Below are 17517 nucleotides of genomic sequence, written 5' to 3'. Positions count from 1 at the left end.
GATGCACGCGATGTCTGACTCTCACCTCACTACTACGACTGGAGGTCCCCATGGGATTTGAATGGCTGAAACCGGGCGTGGTCCTCGGATCGCTCGTGTACGCGCTGATCGGCGTCGTGATCTTCTGGCTCTGCTTTTTGATCATCGACAAGATCACGCCCTATGACCTGTGGGGCGAGATCGTCGAGAAGCAGAACGTGGCGCTGGGGCTGGTGGTTGCCGCGATGAGCCTGGGCATCTGCATCATCGTCGCCGCAGCAATCCATTGAACGACGCGGCCCTGCCCGCGCGCACCCCGGATGCGCGGGGGCCGCAACCCATAGAGATCGCGCTGCTCGCCAGCGTGTTCGTGGTCGCTGCCTGCGGCCTGGTCTACGAACTGAGCGCGGCCGCGCTCAGCTCTTATCTGCTCGGCGACTCGGTGCTGCAGTTCAGCACCATCATCGGAACCTATCTGTTTGCCATGGGCGTGGGCTCCTGGCTCTCGCGCTATTTCGACCGGCAACTGCCGGCGCATTTCCTTCGCATCGAGTTGATGGTGGCGCTGATCGGCGGCGCGCTGCCGGCGATCCTGTTTCTTGCCAACGCCTACGTGCCGAGCGCCTTCCGGCTGCTGCTGTACGGCCTGGTGATGGTCGTCGGCACGCTGGTGGGGCTCGAGATTCCGCTGGTGATGCGCATCCTGAAGCGCAACATCGTGCTCAAGAACCTGGTGTCGCAGGTTCTCACCTTCGACTACCTTGGCGCGCTGGCCGTGTCGGTGGCGTTTCCGCTCATCCTCGTGCCGCAGCTCGGAATGATCCGCACCGGCCTGCTGTTCGGCTTCATGAACGCGGCCGTGGCGGTGTGGGCGCTGTGGCTGTTCCGTCATGAGTTGCGCCGCGTCGGCGCGCATGCGCTGGCCTGCTTTCTCGCACTGGCCGCGCTGGTGGCGGCCTTCGTCTGGGCCGACCACATCACCACGCTGGCAGAAGACAAGTTCTACCAGGACCGCATCGTCTTCAGCGCCACCTCGCCCTACCAGCGCATCGTGGTCACGCGCGGGTTGCTGGGGCACCGCCTGTTCCTCAACGGCAACCTGCAGTTTGCAGAGCGCGACGAGTACCGCTATCACGAAGCGCTGGTGCACCCGGTGATGGCCGCGCAAGGCGCGCCGAAGAAAGTCGCGGTGCTCGGCGGCGGCGACGGCATGGCGGTGCGCGAGATCCTGAAGTACCCCTCGGTCGAGTCGGTCACGCTCGTGGAGCTCGATCCGAACATGACCAAACTCTTCACCGATCACGAGACGCTGGCTGCGCTCAACGGCCATTCGCTTTCGTCGCCCAAGGTGAAGATCGTCAACACCGACGCCTTCCAGTGGCTGCAGCAGCCCGGCGACATGTTCGACGTGATCGTGGTCGACTTTCCGGATCCGACCAACTTCGCCATCGGCAAGCTCTACACCAACAGCTTCTATGCGCTGCTCGAAAAGCGCCTGTCGGCCAGTGGTTATGCGGTGATCCAGACGACTTCGCCGCTGGTCGCGCGCAAGAGCTACTGGACAGTGGCGACCACCATCGAATCGGTAGGCCTTCGTGCCACGCCGTACCACGCGCACGTGCCGAGCTTCGGCGAATGGGGCTACATCATCGCGAGCCGCCGACCGTACCGCATGCCCGATGCGCTGCCTTCGGGCCTGCGCTTCCTGTCGCCTTCCACGCTGCCGCTGATGTTCGACTTTCCGCTCGACATGGCGCGCGTGCCGGCCGAAGTGAACCGGCTGTCGAATCAAATCTTGGTCACCACTTACGAGCAGGAGTGGGGCAAGGTGATGGCGCACTAGCCGACCATGCAACGGCGCGAATTCCTCGGCGTGGCGGCAGGTGCGGCGGGCGCCCTCGCGCTCGCGGGCTGCGAGTCGCCGGCACCGCTCATCGAAGGCGGCTTCACCGGCATCGATGTCACGCGTGGCCATGCGATGCGCGATGGCGCACTGCACAGCGCGTCGCCCGCCACGGTGAAGCGCACGCGCGTCGTTATCGCTGGCGGCGGCGTCGCGGGCCTCGCTGCCGCACGCGCCCTGCGGCTCTCGGGCATCGACGACTTCGCGCTGCTCGAACTCGAAGACACCGCAGGCGGCAACGCGCGCGGCGGCATCGTCAACGGCATTACCTGCCCGCTCGGCGCGCATTACCTGCCCGTGCCCGGCGACGACGCACGCGAGGTGCAGGACCTGCTCGAAGAACTCGGCCTGCGCCGCCGCGTGGCGGGCCGATGGGAATACGACGAGGTCACCCTCTGCCACAGCCCGCAGGAGCGCCTGTTCATCTACGGCGAGTGGCAGGACGGCCTGCTGCCCATGCATGGCGTGGGCGAAGGCACGCTCGCGCAGTACCGCAAGTTCGCGCAGCGCATCGACGCGCTGCAGCACGCCGCGCACTTCGCCATTCCCACGCTGAAGGTCGCCGTCACGCCCGAACTGCTGGCGCTCGACGCCATCACCTTCGCCAGCTGGCTCGACGGCGAAGGCTTCAGCGACGCGCAACTGCGCTGGTATCTCGACTACTGCTGCCGCGACGACTACGGCGCTGGCATCGGGCAGGTGTCGGCCTGGGCCGGCATCCACTACTTTGCGAGCCGGCACGGCTTTCATGCGCCCGGCGATCCGACCGGCAGCGTCAACGACTCGAGCCCCGAGCGCGACGGCATCCTCACCTGGCCCGAAGGCAACGGCTGGCTCACGAAGCAGCTGGCCAGGCCGCTCGGCGACCGCTTGCGCACCGGCCAGGTCGTCACGCGCATCGCCGAAGTGCGCGGTGGCGTCGAGGTCGATGCGTGGGACGCGGCGTCGAAATTGATCGTGCGCTGGCAGGCCGAGCGCTGCATCGTCGCGCTGCCCGTGTTCATCGCCGCGCGCGTGGTCGAGAACCCGCCCGAGGTGCTGAAGACCGCCGCCGCGCACGTGCGCTACGCGCCCTGGCTCGTGGCCAACGTGCACCTGCGTGGCCCGCTGGCCGACAGGCCCGGCGCCGCGCCGAGCTGGGACAACGTGATCTACGGCACCAAGGGCCTGGGCTACGTCGACGCGCGCCACCAATCGCTCGACCCGACGCCGCGCGGCACGGTGCTCAGCTGGTACCGGCCGCTGGGCCCGAGCAGCTACGACACCGCCGATGGCCGCAAGCTGCTGCTGGAGCGCCCGTGGACCGGCTGGCGCGATGACCTGCTCGCCGAGCTGTCGGCGCCGCATCCCGACCTGCCATCGCTGGCGACGCGCATCGACATCACCCGCTATGGGCACGCCATGTCGATCCCCCGGCCCGGCCTGCTGGCGCAGATCGGCCCGCAGCGCACCGCGCCGGATACCGCGCATCGCGGTAGCGTCGTTGCAGGCCGGCTGTCGTTCGCGCATGCCGACTGGTCGGGCTACTCGATCTTCGAAGAGGCGTTCACGAGCGGGCACGTCGCGGGCAGCGACGCGGCGGCGGCATGAAGACGCTGGTGCTCGGCGGCTACGGCAACTTCGGTACGCGCATCTCCCGCGCGCTGGCCGGCGACCCGGGCATTGAACTGCTGGTGGCGGGGCGCGATGCGCAGCGCGCCACGGCGTTCGCAGAGTCGCTGGGCGGTGGCGCGCGCGGTGTGCGCATCGACGTGCAGGCGCCCGATCTTGCGGACGCGCTGCGCAAGCTCGGCATCGCGTTGGTGATCCACACGGCCGGCCCCTTCCAGAACCAGGACTACCGCGTGCCGCAGGCCGTCGCCGCGGCAGGCGCGCACTACATCGACCTGGCCGATGGCCGGCGCTTCGTGTGCGACTTCCCGTCGGCGCAAGACGCTGCCTTCCGCGATGCGGGCCGTACAGCCGTCAGCGGGGCCAGCACAGTGCCGGCGCTTTCCTCGGCGGTGGTCGACCATCTCACGGCAGGCTGGCAAGGCATTCGCAGCATCGACATCTGCATCGCGCCCGCGCAAGGCGCGCCGCGCGGCGAGGCCACGCTGGCCGGCGTGCTCGCCTACTGCGGCGAGCCCATCCGCGTATGGCAAGGGGGCAAGTGGGTCGAGCGGCCCGGCTGGGCCGATCCCGTGAAGGTCGAGTTCGCGCGCATGAAGCCGCGCCGCGGTGCGCTCTGCGACATTCCCGATCTCGAGCTCTTTCCCGCACGCTATGCCGGCGTGCAGTCGGTGATGTTCCGCGCCGCGCTCGAAGTCGGACTGGCGCAGCACGCCTTCGCCTTCATGGCGTTCATGCATCGCATGGGCCTGCTGCCCACGCCGCAGAAGCTGGCGCCGCTGCTGCATTCGGCCGGCGGCGTGTTCGACGCGCTCGGTACCGCGCTGGGTGGCATGGTCGTGCGCGTGGAAGGCACGGATGCGCAGGGCGCGCCAGCACGCCGCGCGTGGCACGTAGCAGCCGACGACAACCACGGCCCTGAGATCCCCTGCATGGCCGCCATCCTGCTGGCCCGGCGTCTCGCGCGGGGCGATGCGCTGCCCATCGGCGCGCATGCCTGTGCCGGCCTGCTCGCCCTGTCCGGGTTCGAGCCCGAGTTCGCGCGCTGGGGCATGGTGACCGACGTGGTCGAAGAAGCGGCAATCGCAGTGGCAGGCCATGGCGCACCAGCGCTTTGAGTTCGACATGCCGGCGCCGGCCGACGTTGTCTTCGACGCTTTCCACTACCACGTGTGGCGCGCACGCTGGGACTCGCTGGTCGGCAACGCCCGCGTGGTGGGCGGTGCGCCCTGCCCGTTCGTCGGCGCCGAGACCGAGAACGTGGGCGGCGGCTGGCTGCGCGGCTTGTCGATGCGAACGCGCTTCGTGAGCTTCGACCGACCACACGTGGCGGCCGCCTCGATGATCGGCCGCTCCTTCCCCTTCAACCGCTGGGCTGCGTCCATGCGGCACCGCGACACGCAGCCCGGCCATTCGGTACTGATCTATGTCTACACCATCGAGGCCGGGCCGAAGGCGTTGCGCTGGCTGCTGGAGCCGGTGGCCGCGTGGGTTTTCGCACGGCAGACGCAGCGGCGCTTCGCGCGCATGCGCGCATTCCTGGTCACGCATGCGCATGAAGTTGTCGCGTGGCAGCGCACGCACCCCGAACAAGAGCGCCCCTAACGCCGCACCATGAATCACTGAAAAAGGCCTCGCGCGGCCTTGTGCAGTTTTCACCAAGACTTCACACACAGCGCCATTGCTTCACAGATGGTCCGCAAACTCGCGGACGCCAACAAAAACACAGTGGGAGCGTCCATGCTTCAAGTCGCCAATCGAAAACTCGCGTCGTTCAGCGACGTGCTCTTCACCGGACTGGGCCGTGCGCTCGGCTTTCTGCGTCCGGTGGCCCGTGGGCTCGTCGGTTCCTGGCGACCACCGGGTTGGCTGCGCATCGCGGGCGCATTCCTGCTCTTCGGACTGCAGTGGCTGCAGCAGCGGCTGGCCTGGCTGGTGTTGCTCCTGCTGCTCGTGCTGGCCGGCTGGATGGCCAGCCCCCATGTGATCAAGTGGTGGCACGGCCTCACGCCCGATCGCGTCGAACCCGTCGTCGCCACCGCGAAGACCGAGCCGCCGCAGCGCACGCAGATCGAGCTCGACAGGGGCCCGAACCCCTTCGTCATCAATTTCTCGGCCTCGGTGGCGCCCATTGCACGCATCGGCCAGGAGGCCACCGGCGTCACCATCGAGCCCGCCATTGCCGGCCGCTGGACGTGGACCAAGCAGAACCGGCTCGAATTCCTGCCCGCGCAAGACTGGCCCATCGGCCAGCCGTACAAGGTGCAGATCGCCGACAGCGCACTCGCACCGCACATCGAGATGGCCCTGCGCAAGTACGAGTTCACCTCGCCCGAATTCACCGCGCAGATCAACGCCGCAGAGTTCTATCAAGACCCGGTGCAGGCCAACGTGCGCCGCGCGCTCTTTCAGGTGCACTTCTCGCACCCCGTGAACACGGCCGAGTTCGAAAAGCGCCTGGTGCTGACCTACGACCAGCCCTGCAGCTCCTCGTTCTTCAGCGTGGGCAAGTGCGCGAGCGAGAAGTTCACGGTCAGCTACGACAAGCTGCGCCTCAACGCCACCCTGCAATCAGAGCCGCTGCCGATTCCCGAGAAGACTCGCCCGGCGATTCTCAGCCTCACCTCCGGCACCGTCGCGCAGAAGGGCGGCCCGGCGCTGCGTGCCGACATGTCCCGCGCGGTCGACATCCCCGGCCTCTTCAGCCTGAGCATCGCCAGCATCGAACCCACCATCGTCACCGGCGAGAACGGCGAACCCGAGCACGTGATGCACGTCAGCGCCTCGATGCCCGTGCACGAGCGCGAAATGGCGCGCGTGGTGCAAGCCTGGCTGCTGCCCGCGACAGAAGAAGCCAAGGGCGACCCCGACGAAAAGTTCGACTGGTCCGCCGATCCGTCGAAGGTCACTGATGCCGTGCTGCGCCGCGCCAAAAAGATAAACCTCCAGCCCATCGCCAGCGAGCGCGAAGTGACCGAGATGGTCAGCTTCCGCATGCCACAGGCCGAGGGCGGCCGCTACCTGCTGGTGCGCGTGGCCAAGGGCCTGAAGACGCCCGGCGGCTACCAGCTCGGCGCCGCACGGCAAGACGTGCGCCTGCTCAAGACCTTCGCGCCCGAACTCACCATCATGAGCCAGGGCTCGCTCCTCGCACTCTCGGGCGAGCGCAAGCTGCCGATTCTTGTGCGCGACCTGCCCGGCATCCGCCTCGAAATCGGCCGCCTGTTGCCGCAGCAGTTGCAGCACCTGGTGACGCAGACCAACGGCGACTTCTCGCATCCGCAGTTCTACGGTGGCCTGCAGTCGGACAACCTCGTCGATCGCTTCCAGAAGGAGATTCCGCTCAGCATTCCCGCCGGCAAGGCGCATTACGAAACCGTCGACTTCGCCGAATACCTGCGCAACGACGTGGCCGACCGCCGCGGCGTGTTCCTGCTCAAGGTGCAGGGCTACGACCCCAAGGCGAAGAAGAAGCCGGAGGGCGATGAGCAGCAAGCCCAGCCCGAAGACGAACAGCAGCAGGAAGAACAGTCGTCCGACGAAGAAGGCAACGGCGAAGGCGGCAGCCCCGAGCAGCAGCTCGACCAGCGCCTCGTGCTCGTCACCGACCTGGGCATCGTCGCCAAGAAGTCGCTCGACGGCACGCGCGACGTGTTCGTGCAGAGCATCGCCAACGGCCAGCCCGTGGCCGGTGCGCTGGTCGAGGTGTGGGGCCGCAACGGCATGATCGTCGCGTCGCAGGCCACGGATGCGACGGGCGCTGCCAAGCTGCCCAACCTCGCCGGCTACCAGCGTGAGAAAGCGCCCGTGGTGCTGGTCGTGCGCAAGGACGGCGACCTGAGCTTCCTGCCCTTCAACCGCAACGACCGCACGCTGGACATCTCTCGCTTCGACGTCGGCGGCCTGCGCGCGGCCGGCGTGCCGAACCAGATGACGGCCTACGTCTTCAGCGACCGTGGCATCTACCGCCCCGGCGACACCATGCACATCGCGATGATGGTCAAGGCCGGCAACTGGGGCACCTCGCTGCGCGACCTGCCGCTCGAAGCCGAGATCATCGATGCGCGCGGCCTCAGCGTGCGCCGCGAAAAGCTCAAGCTCGGCCCCGGCGGCGCGGCGGAAATCGCCCACACCACGCAAGACACATCGCCCACCGGCAACTACACCGTCAATCTCTACCTGCCGCGCGAATCGTCGCCCGGCACGCCCGAGGTCGAAGGCCTGCTGATCGGCAGCACCACCGTGAAGGTGCAGGAGTTCCTGCCCGACCGCACCAAGGTCACGGCCAAGCTCAGCAGCGAAATCGCGGAGGGCTGGGTCAAGCCCAAGGACCTGAAGGCGCTCATCGACGTGCAGAACCTCTTCGGCACACCAGCGCCCGATCGCAAGGTCGAAGGCACGCTCACGCTGAGCCCCGGCTTCCCGGTGTTCCGCGCCTTCACCGACTACGCCTTCTTCGATCCGCAGCGCGCCGCCGACAAACAGGTCGACGACCTGGGCAGCGTGCAGACCAGCGCCGACGGCAAGGCCGAATTCGACCTGCGCCTGTCGCGCTTCGACGCCGCCACCTACCAGGTGCACGTGCTCGCCAAGGCCTTCGAGCCCGAGGGCGGGCGCAGCGTGTCGGCCGAAGCGCAGACGCTGGTGAGCGACATGCCCTACCTCGTCGGCGTGAAGGTCGACGGCGACGTCGGCTATGTGAGCAAGGGCGCCGCGCGCAACGCCACCGTGATCGCCATCGACCCGCAGGCGAAGAAGACGGCCGTGGCCGACCTGAAGATCGAGCGCGTCGAGCGCAAGGTGCTGTCGGTGCTCATCAAGCAGGACAACGGCCTGTACCGCTACGAGTCGCGCCGCAAGGAAGTCGTGCTCGACGAGAAGCCCTTCGCCATCGCCGCGGCCGGCAACAACGTGGCGCTGGACACCAGCGCGCCCGGCAACTTCGCCTACGTGGTGCGCAATTCGCAGGGGCTGGAGCTCAACCGCGTGGAGTACAGCGTGGCGGGCAATGCCAACGTATCGCGCTCGCTCGACCGCAACGCCGAGCTGCAGCTCACGCTCGACCGCAAGGACTACGAGCCGGGGCAGGAGATTGCGGTGAGCATCCGCGCGCCGTACGTGGGCGCGGGCCTCATCACCATCGAGCGCGACAAGGTTTACGCGCACGCTTGGTTCAAGACCGACAAGACCGCTTCGGTGCAGAAGATCACCCTGCCCAAGGACTTCGAGGGCACTGGCTACATCAACGTGCACTTCGTGCGTGACCCGGCTTCGGACGAGGTCTACATGAGCCCGCTGTCGTACGGCGTCGTGCCCTTCGCCACCGCGCTGACCAAGCGCACCGCCAACCTGCAGCTCACCAGCAGCGAACTGGTGAAGCCGGGGCAGACCGTGAAGATGAAGCTCACCAGCGACAAGCCCACGCGCGCCGTGGTGTTCGCGGTGGACGAAGGCATCCTGCAGGTGGCGCGCTACAAGACGCCCGACCCGCTGAAGCACTTCTTCCAGAAGCGCGCGCTCGAAGTCGGCACGCTGCAGACGCTCGACCTGATCCTGCCGGAGTTCAAGAAGCTCATGCAGGGCGCCGCACCCGGTGGCGACGGCGAAGGCGAACTCGGCAAGCACCTGAACCCGTTCAAGCGCAAGCGCGACAAGCCGGTGGCCTACTGGTCGGGCCTGGTCGACGTGAACGGCAGCCGCGAGTTCAGCTACACCGTGCCCGAGAGCTTCAACGGCAGCCTGCGCGTGATGGCCGTGGCCGTGAATGACGAGACCACAGCCGCCAAGACCACCCGCACAGTGGTGCGCGGCGACATGGTGATATTGCCGAACGCGCCGCTCGCGATGGCGCCCGGCGATACGGTCGAGGTGGGCGTGGGCCTCGCGAACAACATCGTGGGTTCGGGCAAGGAAGCGCCCATTGCACTCACGCTCACCGCCTCCGGCGGGCTCGAAGTGGTGGGCGACGCCACGCAGACGCTCAAGGTCAACGAGCGCGGCGAAGCCAGCACCAAGTTCAATGTGCGCGCCAAGCCGGGCGAACAGGCGGTGCTGGGTTCTTCCGCGCTGGTGTTCACCTCGACGCACAAGACCTTCAGCGCGCGCCTGTCGACCGAAGTGAGCGTGCGGCCCGCATCGCCCTTCGTCACGCTGGTGCAGGCCGGCAGCTTCCAGCGCGCGGGCGAGCTGTCGAGCCAGGCCGACCTGTACCCGAACTTCCGCCAGAGCGACGTGGCCGTGTCCGCCGCGCCGTGGGCCTTCGCGACCGGCCTCATGCAGTACCTGGAGGCGTACCCGCACGGCTGCACCGAGCAGATCACGAGCCAGACCTTCCCTGCTGTGCTGCTCGCGGGCCGCCCCGAGCTGGTGAAGGAAATGGCGCGCGGCCGCACGGCCGAGCAAGGCCCGATGCCCGAAGCGCGCAAGACCTTCGAGCGCTATCTTGTGCAGCTGCGCGCACGGCAGACGGCCGACGGCGGCTTCTCGCTGTGGCCCGGTGCCGGCACCGACGCCTTCGCCACGCTGTACGCAGTGCACCTGCTGGTCGAAGCCAAGGACCACAAGCTGCCCGTGCCGCAAGACCTGCTGCAGAAGGCCAACGCCTACCTGCAGGGCTGGCTCGGCAGCGGCGACGCATCGCTCGACGGCTGGCGCCAGCGCACGCAAGCGGCCTACCTGCTGACGCGCCAGGGCATCATCGCGCCGGCCGCGTTGGCCAACCTGCGCGAAGCCTGGCGCAGCAAGCAGACGCAGGGCTGGAGCGATGACCTCGGCGCCGTCTACCTCGCCGCGAGCTACCAGCTCGTGAAGCAGGAGCAGGTGGCCAACGAGCTGCTCAACCCGGTGTGGTCCGACCTGCTCGCCCGCACCGAGAAGAAGCAGCGCCGCAATGTCTGGGGCGCCTACTACGACCCGCTGGTGCACGACAGCATGACGCTGCACCTGGTGGGCCGCCACTTCCCGTCGCGCCTGAAGACGCTGAAGCCCGCGGTGTGGGAAGGCATGGCGGCGATGGTGCGCGACGGCTGGTACAACAGCCTGTCGTCGGCCTCGATGTTGCTCGCGGTCGATTCGTACTTCGAGGCCGTGGGGCAGAACGTCGAGGGCAAGCTCACGGCGAGCACCGTCAACGCGCAAGGCCAGGCCGCAGCGCTCGCGCTGAGTGCGGTGAACCCCATCACGCGCGCAGCAGTGCCGGCCGGCACGGCCAAGCTGAAGCTGTCGAACGACAGCGACTTCAACCTGTACTACAGCTGGGCCGAACAGGGCTTCGAGCGCAACGTGCCCGCCACGGCGGTGAACAAGGGCCTCGAAATCTTCCACGAAGTGCTCGATGCCAAGGGCAACCCGATCACCAAGGCCAAGCTCGGTGAAGAGGTCACGGTGCGGGTGCGCGTGCGCAGCCTGGAGCGCGCGCAGCTCAACGACGTGGCGCTGGTCGACGTGCTGCCCGGTGGCCTCGAGCCGGTGCTGCAGGCCGTGGGCGATGACGACGATGCCAACGCCGACGCGCCCATCTGGAAGAAGCGCCTGGGCGGCGGCGGCTCGTGGAAGGTGCAGTACGCCGACATCCGCGAAGACCGCGTCGTGTTCTACGGCAGCGTCAACAAAGACCTGCTCGAAGTGACCTACAAGGCACGCGCCACCAACGTGGGCGACTACGTGGTGCCGGCAGCGTACGGTGAGGCGATGTACGACCGGCGCGTGTTCTCGCGCTCGGCGGGTGCGCGCTTCCAGGTCGTCGGCAACTGAGGCAAGGCAGGCTCGCCATGCGCATCGGCATCGCGTCTGCAGGAAGAAGGCTGCGCAAGCCCGCGCTGTGGGCGCTGGCGGCTGTCTTCGTGCTCGCGCTGCTGCGCCTGTGGCCGCATGCGGCGCTGAGCGAAACCGTCGGCAGCTCCCGCGCCGTGTATGCGCAGGGCGGCGAGCTGCTGCGCCTCACGCTCGCAGGCGACGAGCAGTACCGCCTCTGGGTGCCGCTCGATCGCATCTCGCCCACGCTGGTCGACGCGGTGCTGCTGTACGAAGACCGGCGCTTCTATGCGCACCCCGGCGTCAACCCCGCCGCGCTGGCGCGCAGCGCCTGGCGCATTGCCAGCGGCGAACGCAGGCAGGGCGGCTCCACGCTCACGATGCAGCTCGCGCGCCGCGTCTACGGCATCGACAGCCGTACGCCTACCGGCAAGGTCGCGCAGATCTTCGCGGCGCTGTGGCTGGAGGCGCGTTTCAGCAAGCACGACATCCTGGAGGCGTATCTCAACACCGCGCCCTACGGCGGCAACATCGAAGGCGTGCAGGCCGCGAGCCTCATCTACTTCCGCAAGGACGCCGCGAAGCTCAGCCTGCCCGAAGCGCTGACGCTTGCAGTGATTCCGCAGAACCCCGTCAAGCGCATCGCCGAGCGCGGCCGCAATGCCGAGCTGCAATCTGCGCGCGAACGCCTGTGGGCACTGTGGGCCGAGCGCGACCCGACCGCGAAGCAGCACGCGCCCGATGCGCAGCTCGCGCTGTCGGCACAGTCGCGCGGCAGCCTGCCCTTTCTCGCGCCGCACGCCACCGACATGCTGCTCGCGCAGGAGCGCGGCGTGCAGGAGGTGCGCACCACCATCGACCTGCGCATGCAGGCCACGCTGGAACGCGTGATGGGCCAGTACCTGCGCACGCATGCCGACGTGGGCATGACCAACGCGAGCGCGCTGCTGCTCGACGCCTCGACCATGCAGGTGCGCGTGATGATCGGCTCGGCCGACTTTCGCAACGACGCCATCTCAGGGCAGGTCAACGGCGTGCTGGCCAAGCGTTCGCCGGGCTCCACGCTCAAGCCCTTCATCTACGCGCTGGCGCTCGACCAGGGGCTCCTGCATCCGAAGACGATGCTGAAGGATGCGCCTACCTCCTTCGGCCCCTACACGCCCGAGAACTTCGACCATCGCTTCGTCGGCCCGCTGCCCGCGCAGGAGGCGCTGATCCGCAGCCGCAACGTGCCCGCAGTCGCCGTGGCCGCCAAGCTCTCGAAGCCGGGGCTCTACGACTTCATGCGGCTTGCGGGCGTGCAGAAGCTGCAGAGCGAATCGCACTACGGCCTTGCACTCGTGCTGGGTGGTGGCGAGGTCACGCCCGAAGAGCTGGCGGGCATGTACGCGACGCTGGCCAACGGCGGCATCTCGCAGCCCATTCGCTACACGCAGCCCGCGCCCGACGAGCGGCCCGCGCAGCCGCTGCGCCTGCTGAGCGAGGAGGCTTCTTTCATCACGCTCGACATGCTGCGCCACACGCCGCGCCCCGACACCACGCTGCCCGCGCGCCCTGCCATCGCATGGAAGACGGGCACGTCCTGGGGCTTTCGCGACGCGTGGACGGCCGGCGTGTTCGGCCGCCACGTGCTGGTGGTGTGGGTGGGCAACTTCGACGGCACCAGCAACCCCGCGCTGGTGGGCGTCGATGCGGCAGCGCCGCTGTTCCTGCGCATGGTCGATGCGCTGCGCGCCGAGCGGCTCGACCCCGGCGAGGTCGCGTCGCGTCAGCCGCCCGACTTGCGCCAGGTCGAAGTCTGCGCTGCGACGGGCGGCCTCCCCGATGCGCTGTGCCCGGTGCGCACCATGACGTGGTTCATCGCCGGCAAGTCGCCGATCCAGGTCAGCAACCTGCACCGCGCGGTATGGGTCGACGAGACGACCGGCAAGGTGGTCTGCGGCCCGCAACCGAATGCGCGCCAGCAGGTGGTGGAGCAATGGGGCAGCGACATGCGCCGCCTGTTCCGCCAGGCCGGCCTGCCGCGCGCGAGCGCACCGGCCGACGGCTGCGAAAAGGAAGGCGATGCACCGGAAAGCGCGCCACTCATCACCTCGCCCCTGCGTGGCGTGCGCCACACACTGCGCGTGAAGAAGCCCGAACCTCTGGTGCTGCGCGCCGAAGCCGCTGCGGGCACGCAGGCGATCTACTGGTTTGCCGACGACGCGCTCATCGGCCGCGCCGCGCCCGGCGAAGGCATCACGTGGATGCCTGACCTCGCGGCGTCGGGTCGGCGTTATGTGCTGCGTGCGGTCGACGACCAGGGGCGCGCCGAGTCGCGCGAAGTGACGGTCGACATCGCACCTTGAAGGGATGTCATGGCGGCGTCACGCCTCCTCGGCATGGTCACGCGTTTTCGACTTGAACACTTTCCTGCTCATGACACGTCTTGTCTCCCTGTCCTTCGTTGCCCTTGCCGCTGCACTCGCATGCGGCGCCGCGGCTGCACAGACCGCCTTCCCCGCCACGCTCTCCGGCCACGCCGTGCTGCCTGCGCAAAGCTTTGTGGCCGCGCCCAAGGACGCGCCGGCCGACCTGCAGGTCAGCGGCAAGTTCACGACCGGCAAGCGCGTCGAGGCGGTCGGCACGGTCGAAGGCCTGTCGGGTGGCCGCGGCACGGGCGTGTCGGTGCCCTTCAAGGGCCAGCCCCTGCAGGGCCACTCGGGCATCAAGAAGATGGACGACGGCAGCTTCTGGATCCTCACTGACAACGGTGCGGGCGCCAAGGCCAACTCGCCCGACTTCATGCTCTACCTGAATCACTACAAGGTGGACTTCAAGGGCGGCAAGCTCAATCGCATCAACACCATCTTCCTGCACGACCCCGACAAGAAGGTGCCCTTCCGAATCGTCCACGAAGGCACCAAGCAGCGCTACCTGACGGGCTCCGACTTCGACCCCGAGAGCTTTCAGTTCGCCGGCGGCGCGCTGTGGATCGGTGAAGAATTCGGCCCCTTCCTCATCAAGGCCGACCTGAAGGGCAAGGTGCTCGCGGTGTTCGACACGCAGGTCGACGGCAAGGTCGTGCGCTCGCCCGACCATCCGGCCGTGACCACGCCGGGCGCACCAGGTGGCGCGGTCGACTTCCAGATCAAACGCTCCAAGGGTTTCGAAGGCATGGCCTCGTCGAAGGACGGCAGCAAGCTCTATGCGCTGCTCGAAGGCCCGGTGTGGAACGCCGAGGCCAAGGACTACGAAAAGGTCGAAGGCAAGGAAGCGCTGCGCGTGCTGGAGTTCGACGTGGCCACCGAGAAGTGGACCGGCCGTCACTGGAAGTACGTGCTCGAAGCCAATGGCAACGCCATCGGCGACTTCAACATGATCGACGGCACCACGGGCCTCATCATCGAGCGCGACAACGGCGAAGGCACGAGCGACAAGGCCTGCCCCGAAGGCCAGAAGCGCACCGACTGCTTCCACGACATCGCCAAGTTCAAGCGTGTCTACAAGGTCGAGCTGAACGACGCGAACGTGGGCGGCCCGGTGCGCAAGATCGGCTACATCGACCTGCTGAACATCGCCGACCCCGACAAGCTCGCGCGCAAGCCGCTGAACGACGGCGTGCTCAAGTTCCCTTTCTTCACGATCGAGAACGTCGACGTGGTCGACGCCACGCACATCGTGGTCGGCAACGACAACAACCTGCCCTTCTCGAGCAGCCGCGAGCCGAACAAGGCGGATGACAACGAGCTGGTGCTGCTGGAAGTCGGGGCGCTGCTGCAGGCGAAGTAAGTTGCCATAGCCGGAGCGAAAGCCCCGGCTCGCAGGTTGGGTGGCGGGGGAAAGTTTTCTTCAGATGAGTATCATTCTCATCTTCGCCAGTCCTTTTCCCTCTTCATGAATCTCCGAACGACCCCGCCCGCCGTCCGGCGCGCGCCGTGACCATCGGCGTTCGTTATCGCCTAGGCGTGGCCTCTCGCGCAGTAGCAGCCATCTTCGGCGGCTATGGCATCGCCGCCCTGTTCGCCGCCGTGCTCGCGCTCTGCCTGCCCGCCGCCTTCGGCATGGCCCGCAGCGAAGCCGCGATGACCGGCACGCTCGCTTCCTTCGCCATCTTCGCGTTCGCGGTGATGTGGGTTTTTGCCGCGCGCACCGCGCTGCGGGCCTGGTCCGGCCTGGTCATCGTCGCGGCGCCGCTGGCTGCGCTGTTGCTGCTGCTCATGCGCACCACCGGAGGCGCCGCATGAAAGAGGGCTTCCGCCAGTCGATGGCCTGGCTGCACACCTGGTCGGGCCTGCTGGTCGGCTGGGTGCTGTTCATGGTGTTCGCGGCCGGCACGGCTTCGTATTTCAAGGACGAGACCACGTTCTGGATGAAGCCGGAGCTGCATGCAGTCGCGCAGAACGCAGTGCCGCCGGTCAAGGCCGTCGAGAGTGCCATGGCCTACCTGCAGCAACGCGCCGCGGACAGCCCGCGCTGGTTCATCAACCTGCCGAATGAGCGCCAGCCGTCGACCGACGTGCTGTACCTCGCGCCGCCCGCACCGGCCGGCGCAGCAGCAGCTACTGGTGCCAAGCCCGGCGAGAAGCCCCGCCGACGCTTCGACCGCGCCTCGCTCGACCCCGCCACCGGCGAAGCCGTCAGCGCACCGCGCGTCACGCGCGGCGGCGAATTCTTCTACCGGCTGCACTTCGACCTGCACTACATGCCCGCGCTGTGGGCACGCTGGATCGTAGGCTTCTGCGCGATGTTCATGCTGGTGGCGATCTTCAGCGGCATCGTCACGCACAAGCGCATCTTCAAGGACTTCTTCACCTTCCGCCCGAAGAAGGGCCAGCGCTCGTGGCTCGATGCGCACAACGTGACAGCGGTGCTCGCACTGCCCTATCACCTGATGATCACGTACACGGGCCTCGTCACGCTGATGTTCATGTACATGCCCTGGGGCCCGCAGGTGGCCTACAAGGACCGCGGCGGCGAGCAGGCCTTTTTCTCCGAGGCCTTCCCGGGCGGTGGCCGCGACCAGATCAAGGCCTCGGGCAACAGGGTGCCGCTCGCGCCCATCGCGCCGATGATGGCGCAGGCCTCCGCGCACTGGGGCGGCGCGGCGGTGGGCCGCGTCACGGTGCATCAGCCCAACGACGCCAACGCGGTGGTCTCGCTCACGCGCGCCGAGGGGCCGCAGCTGTCGTACGACCAGCCGTCGATGCAGTTCAACGGCGCGACCGGCGCGCTGATCGGCGCGTTCGGCGACGTGCCCAAGCCGGCGGCCGAGACGCGCGGCGTGCTCTACGGCCTGCACATCGGCCGCTTCGGCGATCCGCTGCTGCGCGCGCTGTTCTTCCTCTCGGGGCTCGCGGGCTGCCTGATGGTTGCGACGGGGCTTCTGATGTGGGCCGTGAAGGAGCGGCAGAAGTTCGCGAAGACGCTCAAGCAGGGCGGGCGCGTCAGCTTCGGGCTGCGGCTGGTCGACGGACTGAATCTCGGCGCCATCGCCGGCCTGCCCGTCGCGATGGCCGCCTTCTTCTGGGCCAACCGCCTGCTGCCGGTCGACGTGGCCGAGCGTGGCGAGGCGGAGATCCGTTGGTTCTTCATCGTCTGGGGCGCGACTGCCGTGCTGGGCCTGCTGCGTCCCACCTTGCGCATGTGGCAGGCGCAGCTTGCGCTGGGCGCGCTGCTGTTCGTGGGGCTGCCGGTGCTCAATGCGTTCACCGGCCCCGCGCCGCTGACCGTGAGCCTGCGCACCGGCCCGACCTCGGTGGCGGGCTTCGACCTGGTCGTGATCGCGCTGGGCCTGGGGCTCGCGGGCGCGGCATGGATCGTGGAGCGCAAGCGGCGCAAGTCGATTGCGAAGCAGGCGGCAGCGAAGACGCAACCACCACCATCGACGCTCGCCACTTCGGGCCAGGGTTCATGACGACGGACTCGCTGCTCCTCGGCCTCGTGTTCGCCGCATCGCTCGCGGGCTTCTGCGCGTTGAGCCTCGCGATGGACCGCCACAGCGAAGACGTCTTCGGCCGCGGCAGCACGCCGGGCCCGTGGCGGCGCTGGCTGCAACTGGGTGGCGCCGCGCTGCTGTGCCTGTCGCTGGTCGCAAGCCTGCGGGCGGCGGGCAGCACGATCGGCTGGGTGCTCTGGCTGGGCGCGCTCACGGCAGCCGCGCTGGCCACGGTGGGGCTGCTCAGCTATGCGCCGCGGCGCTTTCACTGGATCGCATTTGCCGCTGCGTCGGTCACGCTGTGCAGCTTGCTGCTGGCGGCGTCGGTCACGTGATGCGCAGCGCGCCGTGGCGC

11 protein-coding genes are annotated in these 17517 nt (G+C 68.1%); all 11 read left to right on the top strand.

What is annotated here, in order from left to right:
• Positions 1 to 50: 50 nt before the first annotated feature.
• Positions 51 to 269, top strand: coding sequence for a DUF350 domain-containing protein (locus AC07O3_RS07670; protein WP_093055038.1), 219 nt, complete (start codon positions 51 to 53; stop codon positions 267 to 269).
• The gene (locus AC07O3_RS07665; protein ID WP_256330752.1) at positions 266 to 1822 is read left to right on the top strand and encodes a polyamine aminopropyltransferase; all 1557 of its coding nucleotides are present in this window, start codon (positions 266 to 268) and stop codon (positions 1820 to 1822) included. The genes AC07O3_RS07670 and AC07O3_RS07665 overlap by 4 nt, the downstream gene beginning before the upstream one ends.
• Positions 1823 to 1828: 6 nt before the next feature.
• Positions 1829 to 3472 (top strand): FAD-dependent oxidoreductase, encoded by a 1644-nt coding sequence (locus AC07O3_RS07660; protein WP_495338984.1) that lies wholly within the window; start codon positions 1829 to 1831, stop codon positions 3470 to 3472.
• Entirely contained in the window at positions 3469 to 4611 is a 1143-nt protein-coding gene (locus AC07O3_RS07655; RefSeq protein WP_495338983.1) for a saccharopine dehydrogenase family protein, read from the top strand. The genes AC07O3_RS07660 and AC07O3_RS07655 overlap by 4 nt, the downstream gene beginning before the upstream one ends.
• Positions 4592 to 5098 (top strand): SRPBCC family protein, encoded by a 507-nt coding sequence (locus tag AC07O3_RS07650; protein ID WP_495338982.1) that lies wholly within the window; start codon positions 4592 to 4594, stop codon positions 5096 to 5098. Before AC07O3_RS07655 ends, AC07O3_RS07650 begins: the two co-directional genes overlap by 20 nt.
• Positions 5099 to 5233: 135 nt before the next feature.
• Positions 5234 to 11245: an alpha-2-macroglobulin family protein gene (locus tag AC07O3_RS07645; protein ID WP_495338981.1), complete on the top strand. Its 6012-nt coding sequence runs from the start codon at positions 5234 to 5236 to the stop codon at positions 11243 to 11245.
• Positions 11246 to 11262: 17 nt separating this feature from the next.
• Entirely contained in the window at positions 11263 to 13593 is a 2331-nt protein-coding gene (gene pbpC, locus AC07O3_RS07640) for a penicillin-binding protein 1C (RefSeq protein ID WP_495338980.1), read from the top strand.
• A 70-nt stretch (positions 13594 to 13663) separates the two neighbouring features.
• Positions 13664 to 15016 carry an esterase-like activity of phytase family protein gene (locus tag AC07O3_RS07635; RefSeq protein WP_495338979.1) on the top strand — a complete coding sequence of 451 codons (1353 nt, stop codon included), beginning with the start codon at positions 13664 to 13666 and terminating at the stop codon, positions 15014 to 15016.
• Positions 15017 to 15162: 146 nt separating this feature from the next.
• Positions 15163 to 15471, top strand: coding sequence for a DUF3649 domain-containing protein (locus AC07O3_RS07630; protein WP_495338978.1), 309 nt, complete (start codon positions 15163 to 15165; stop codon positions 15469 to 15471).
• Positions 15468 to 17141 (top strand): PepSY-associated TM helix domain-containing protein, encoded by a 1674-nt coding sequence (locus AC07O3_RS07625; protein ID WP_495338977.1) that lies wholly within the window; start codon positions 15468 to 15470, stop codon positions 17139 to 17141. Before AC07O3_RS07630 ends, AC07O3_RS07625 begins: the two co-directional genes overlap by 4 nt.
• Complete coding sequence (locus AC07O3_RS07620) at positions 17138 to 17497, top strand: DUF3325 domain-containing protein (RefSeq protein WP_093076403.1); 360 nt, start codon at positions 17138 to 17140, stop codon at positions 17495 to 17497. The genes AC07O3_RS07625 and AC07O3_RS07620 overlap by 4 nt, the downstream gene beginning before the upstream one ends.
• Positions 17498 to 17517 lie beyond the last annotated feature (20 nt).

The organism is Variovorax sp. GW821-FHT09D05, assembly GCF_059416325.1.
The sequence above is the reverse complement of the archived record's forward strand: the minus strand, read 5'-3'. Positions and strand labels throughout refer to the sequence as shown.

What these genes read in the sequence shown, in the direction of transcription:
- AC07O3_RS07635 (WP_495338979.1), top strand. Translation starts at nt 13,664, where the DNA reads ATGACACGTCTTGTCTCCCTGTCCTTCGTTGCCCTTGCCGCTGCACTC.
- AC07O3_RS07625 (WP_495338977.1), top strand. Translation starts at nt 15,468, where the DNA reads ATGAAAGAGGGCTTCCGCCAGTCGATGGCCTGGCTGCACACCTGGTCG.
- AC07O3_RS07650 (WP_495338982.1), top strand. Translation starts at nt 4,592, where the DNA reads ATGGCGCACCAGCGCTTTGAGTTCGACATGCCGGCGCCGGCCGACGTT.
- AC07O3_RS07655 (WP_495338983.1), top strand. Translation starts at nt 3,469, where the DNA reads ATGAAGACGCTGGTGCTCGGCGGCTACGGCAACTTCGGTACGCGCATC.
- pbpC (WP_495338980.1), top strand. Translation starts at nt 11,263, where the DNA reads ATGCGCATCGGCATCGCGTCTGCAGGAAGAAGGCTGCGCAAGCCCGCG.
- AC07O3_RS07645 (WP_495338981.1), top strand. Translation starts at nt 5,234, where the DNA reads ATGCTTCAAGTCGCCAATCGAAAACTCGCGTCGTTCAGCGACGTGCTC.
- AC07O3_RS07670 (WP_093055038.1), top strand. Translation starts at nt 51, where the DNA reads ATGGGATTTGAATGGCTGAAACCGGGCGTGGTCCTCGGATCGCTCGTG.
- AC07O3_RS07620 (WP_093076403.1), top strand. Translation starts at nt 17,138, where the DNA reads ATGACGACGGACTCGCTGCTCCTCGGCCTCGTGTTCGCCGCATCGCTC.
- AC07O3_RS07660 (WP_495338984.1), top strand. Translation starts at nt 1,829, where the DNA reads ATGCAACGGCGCGAATTCCTCGGCGTGGCGGCAGGTGCGGCGGGCGCC.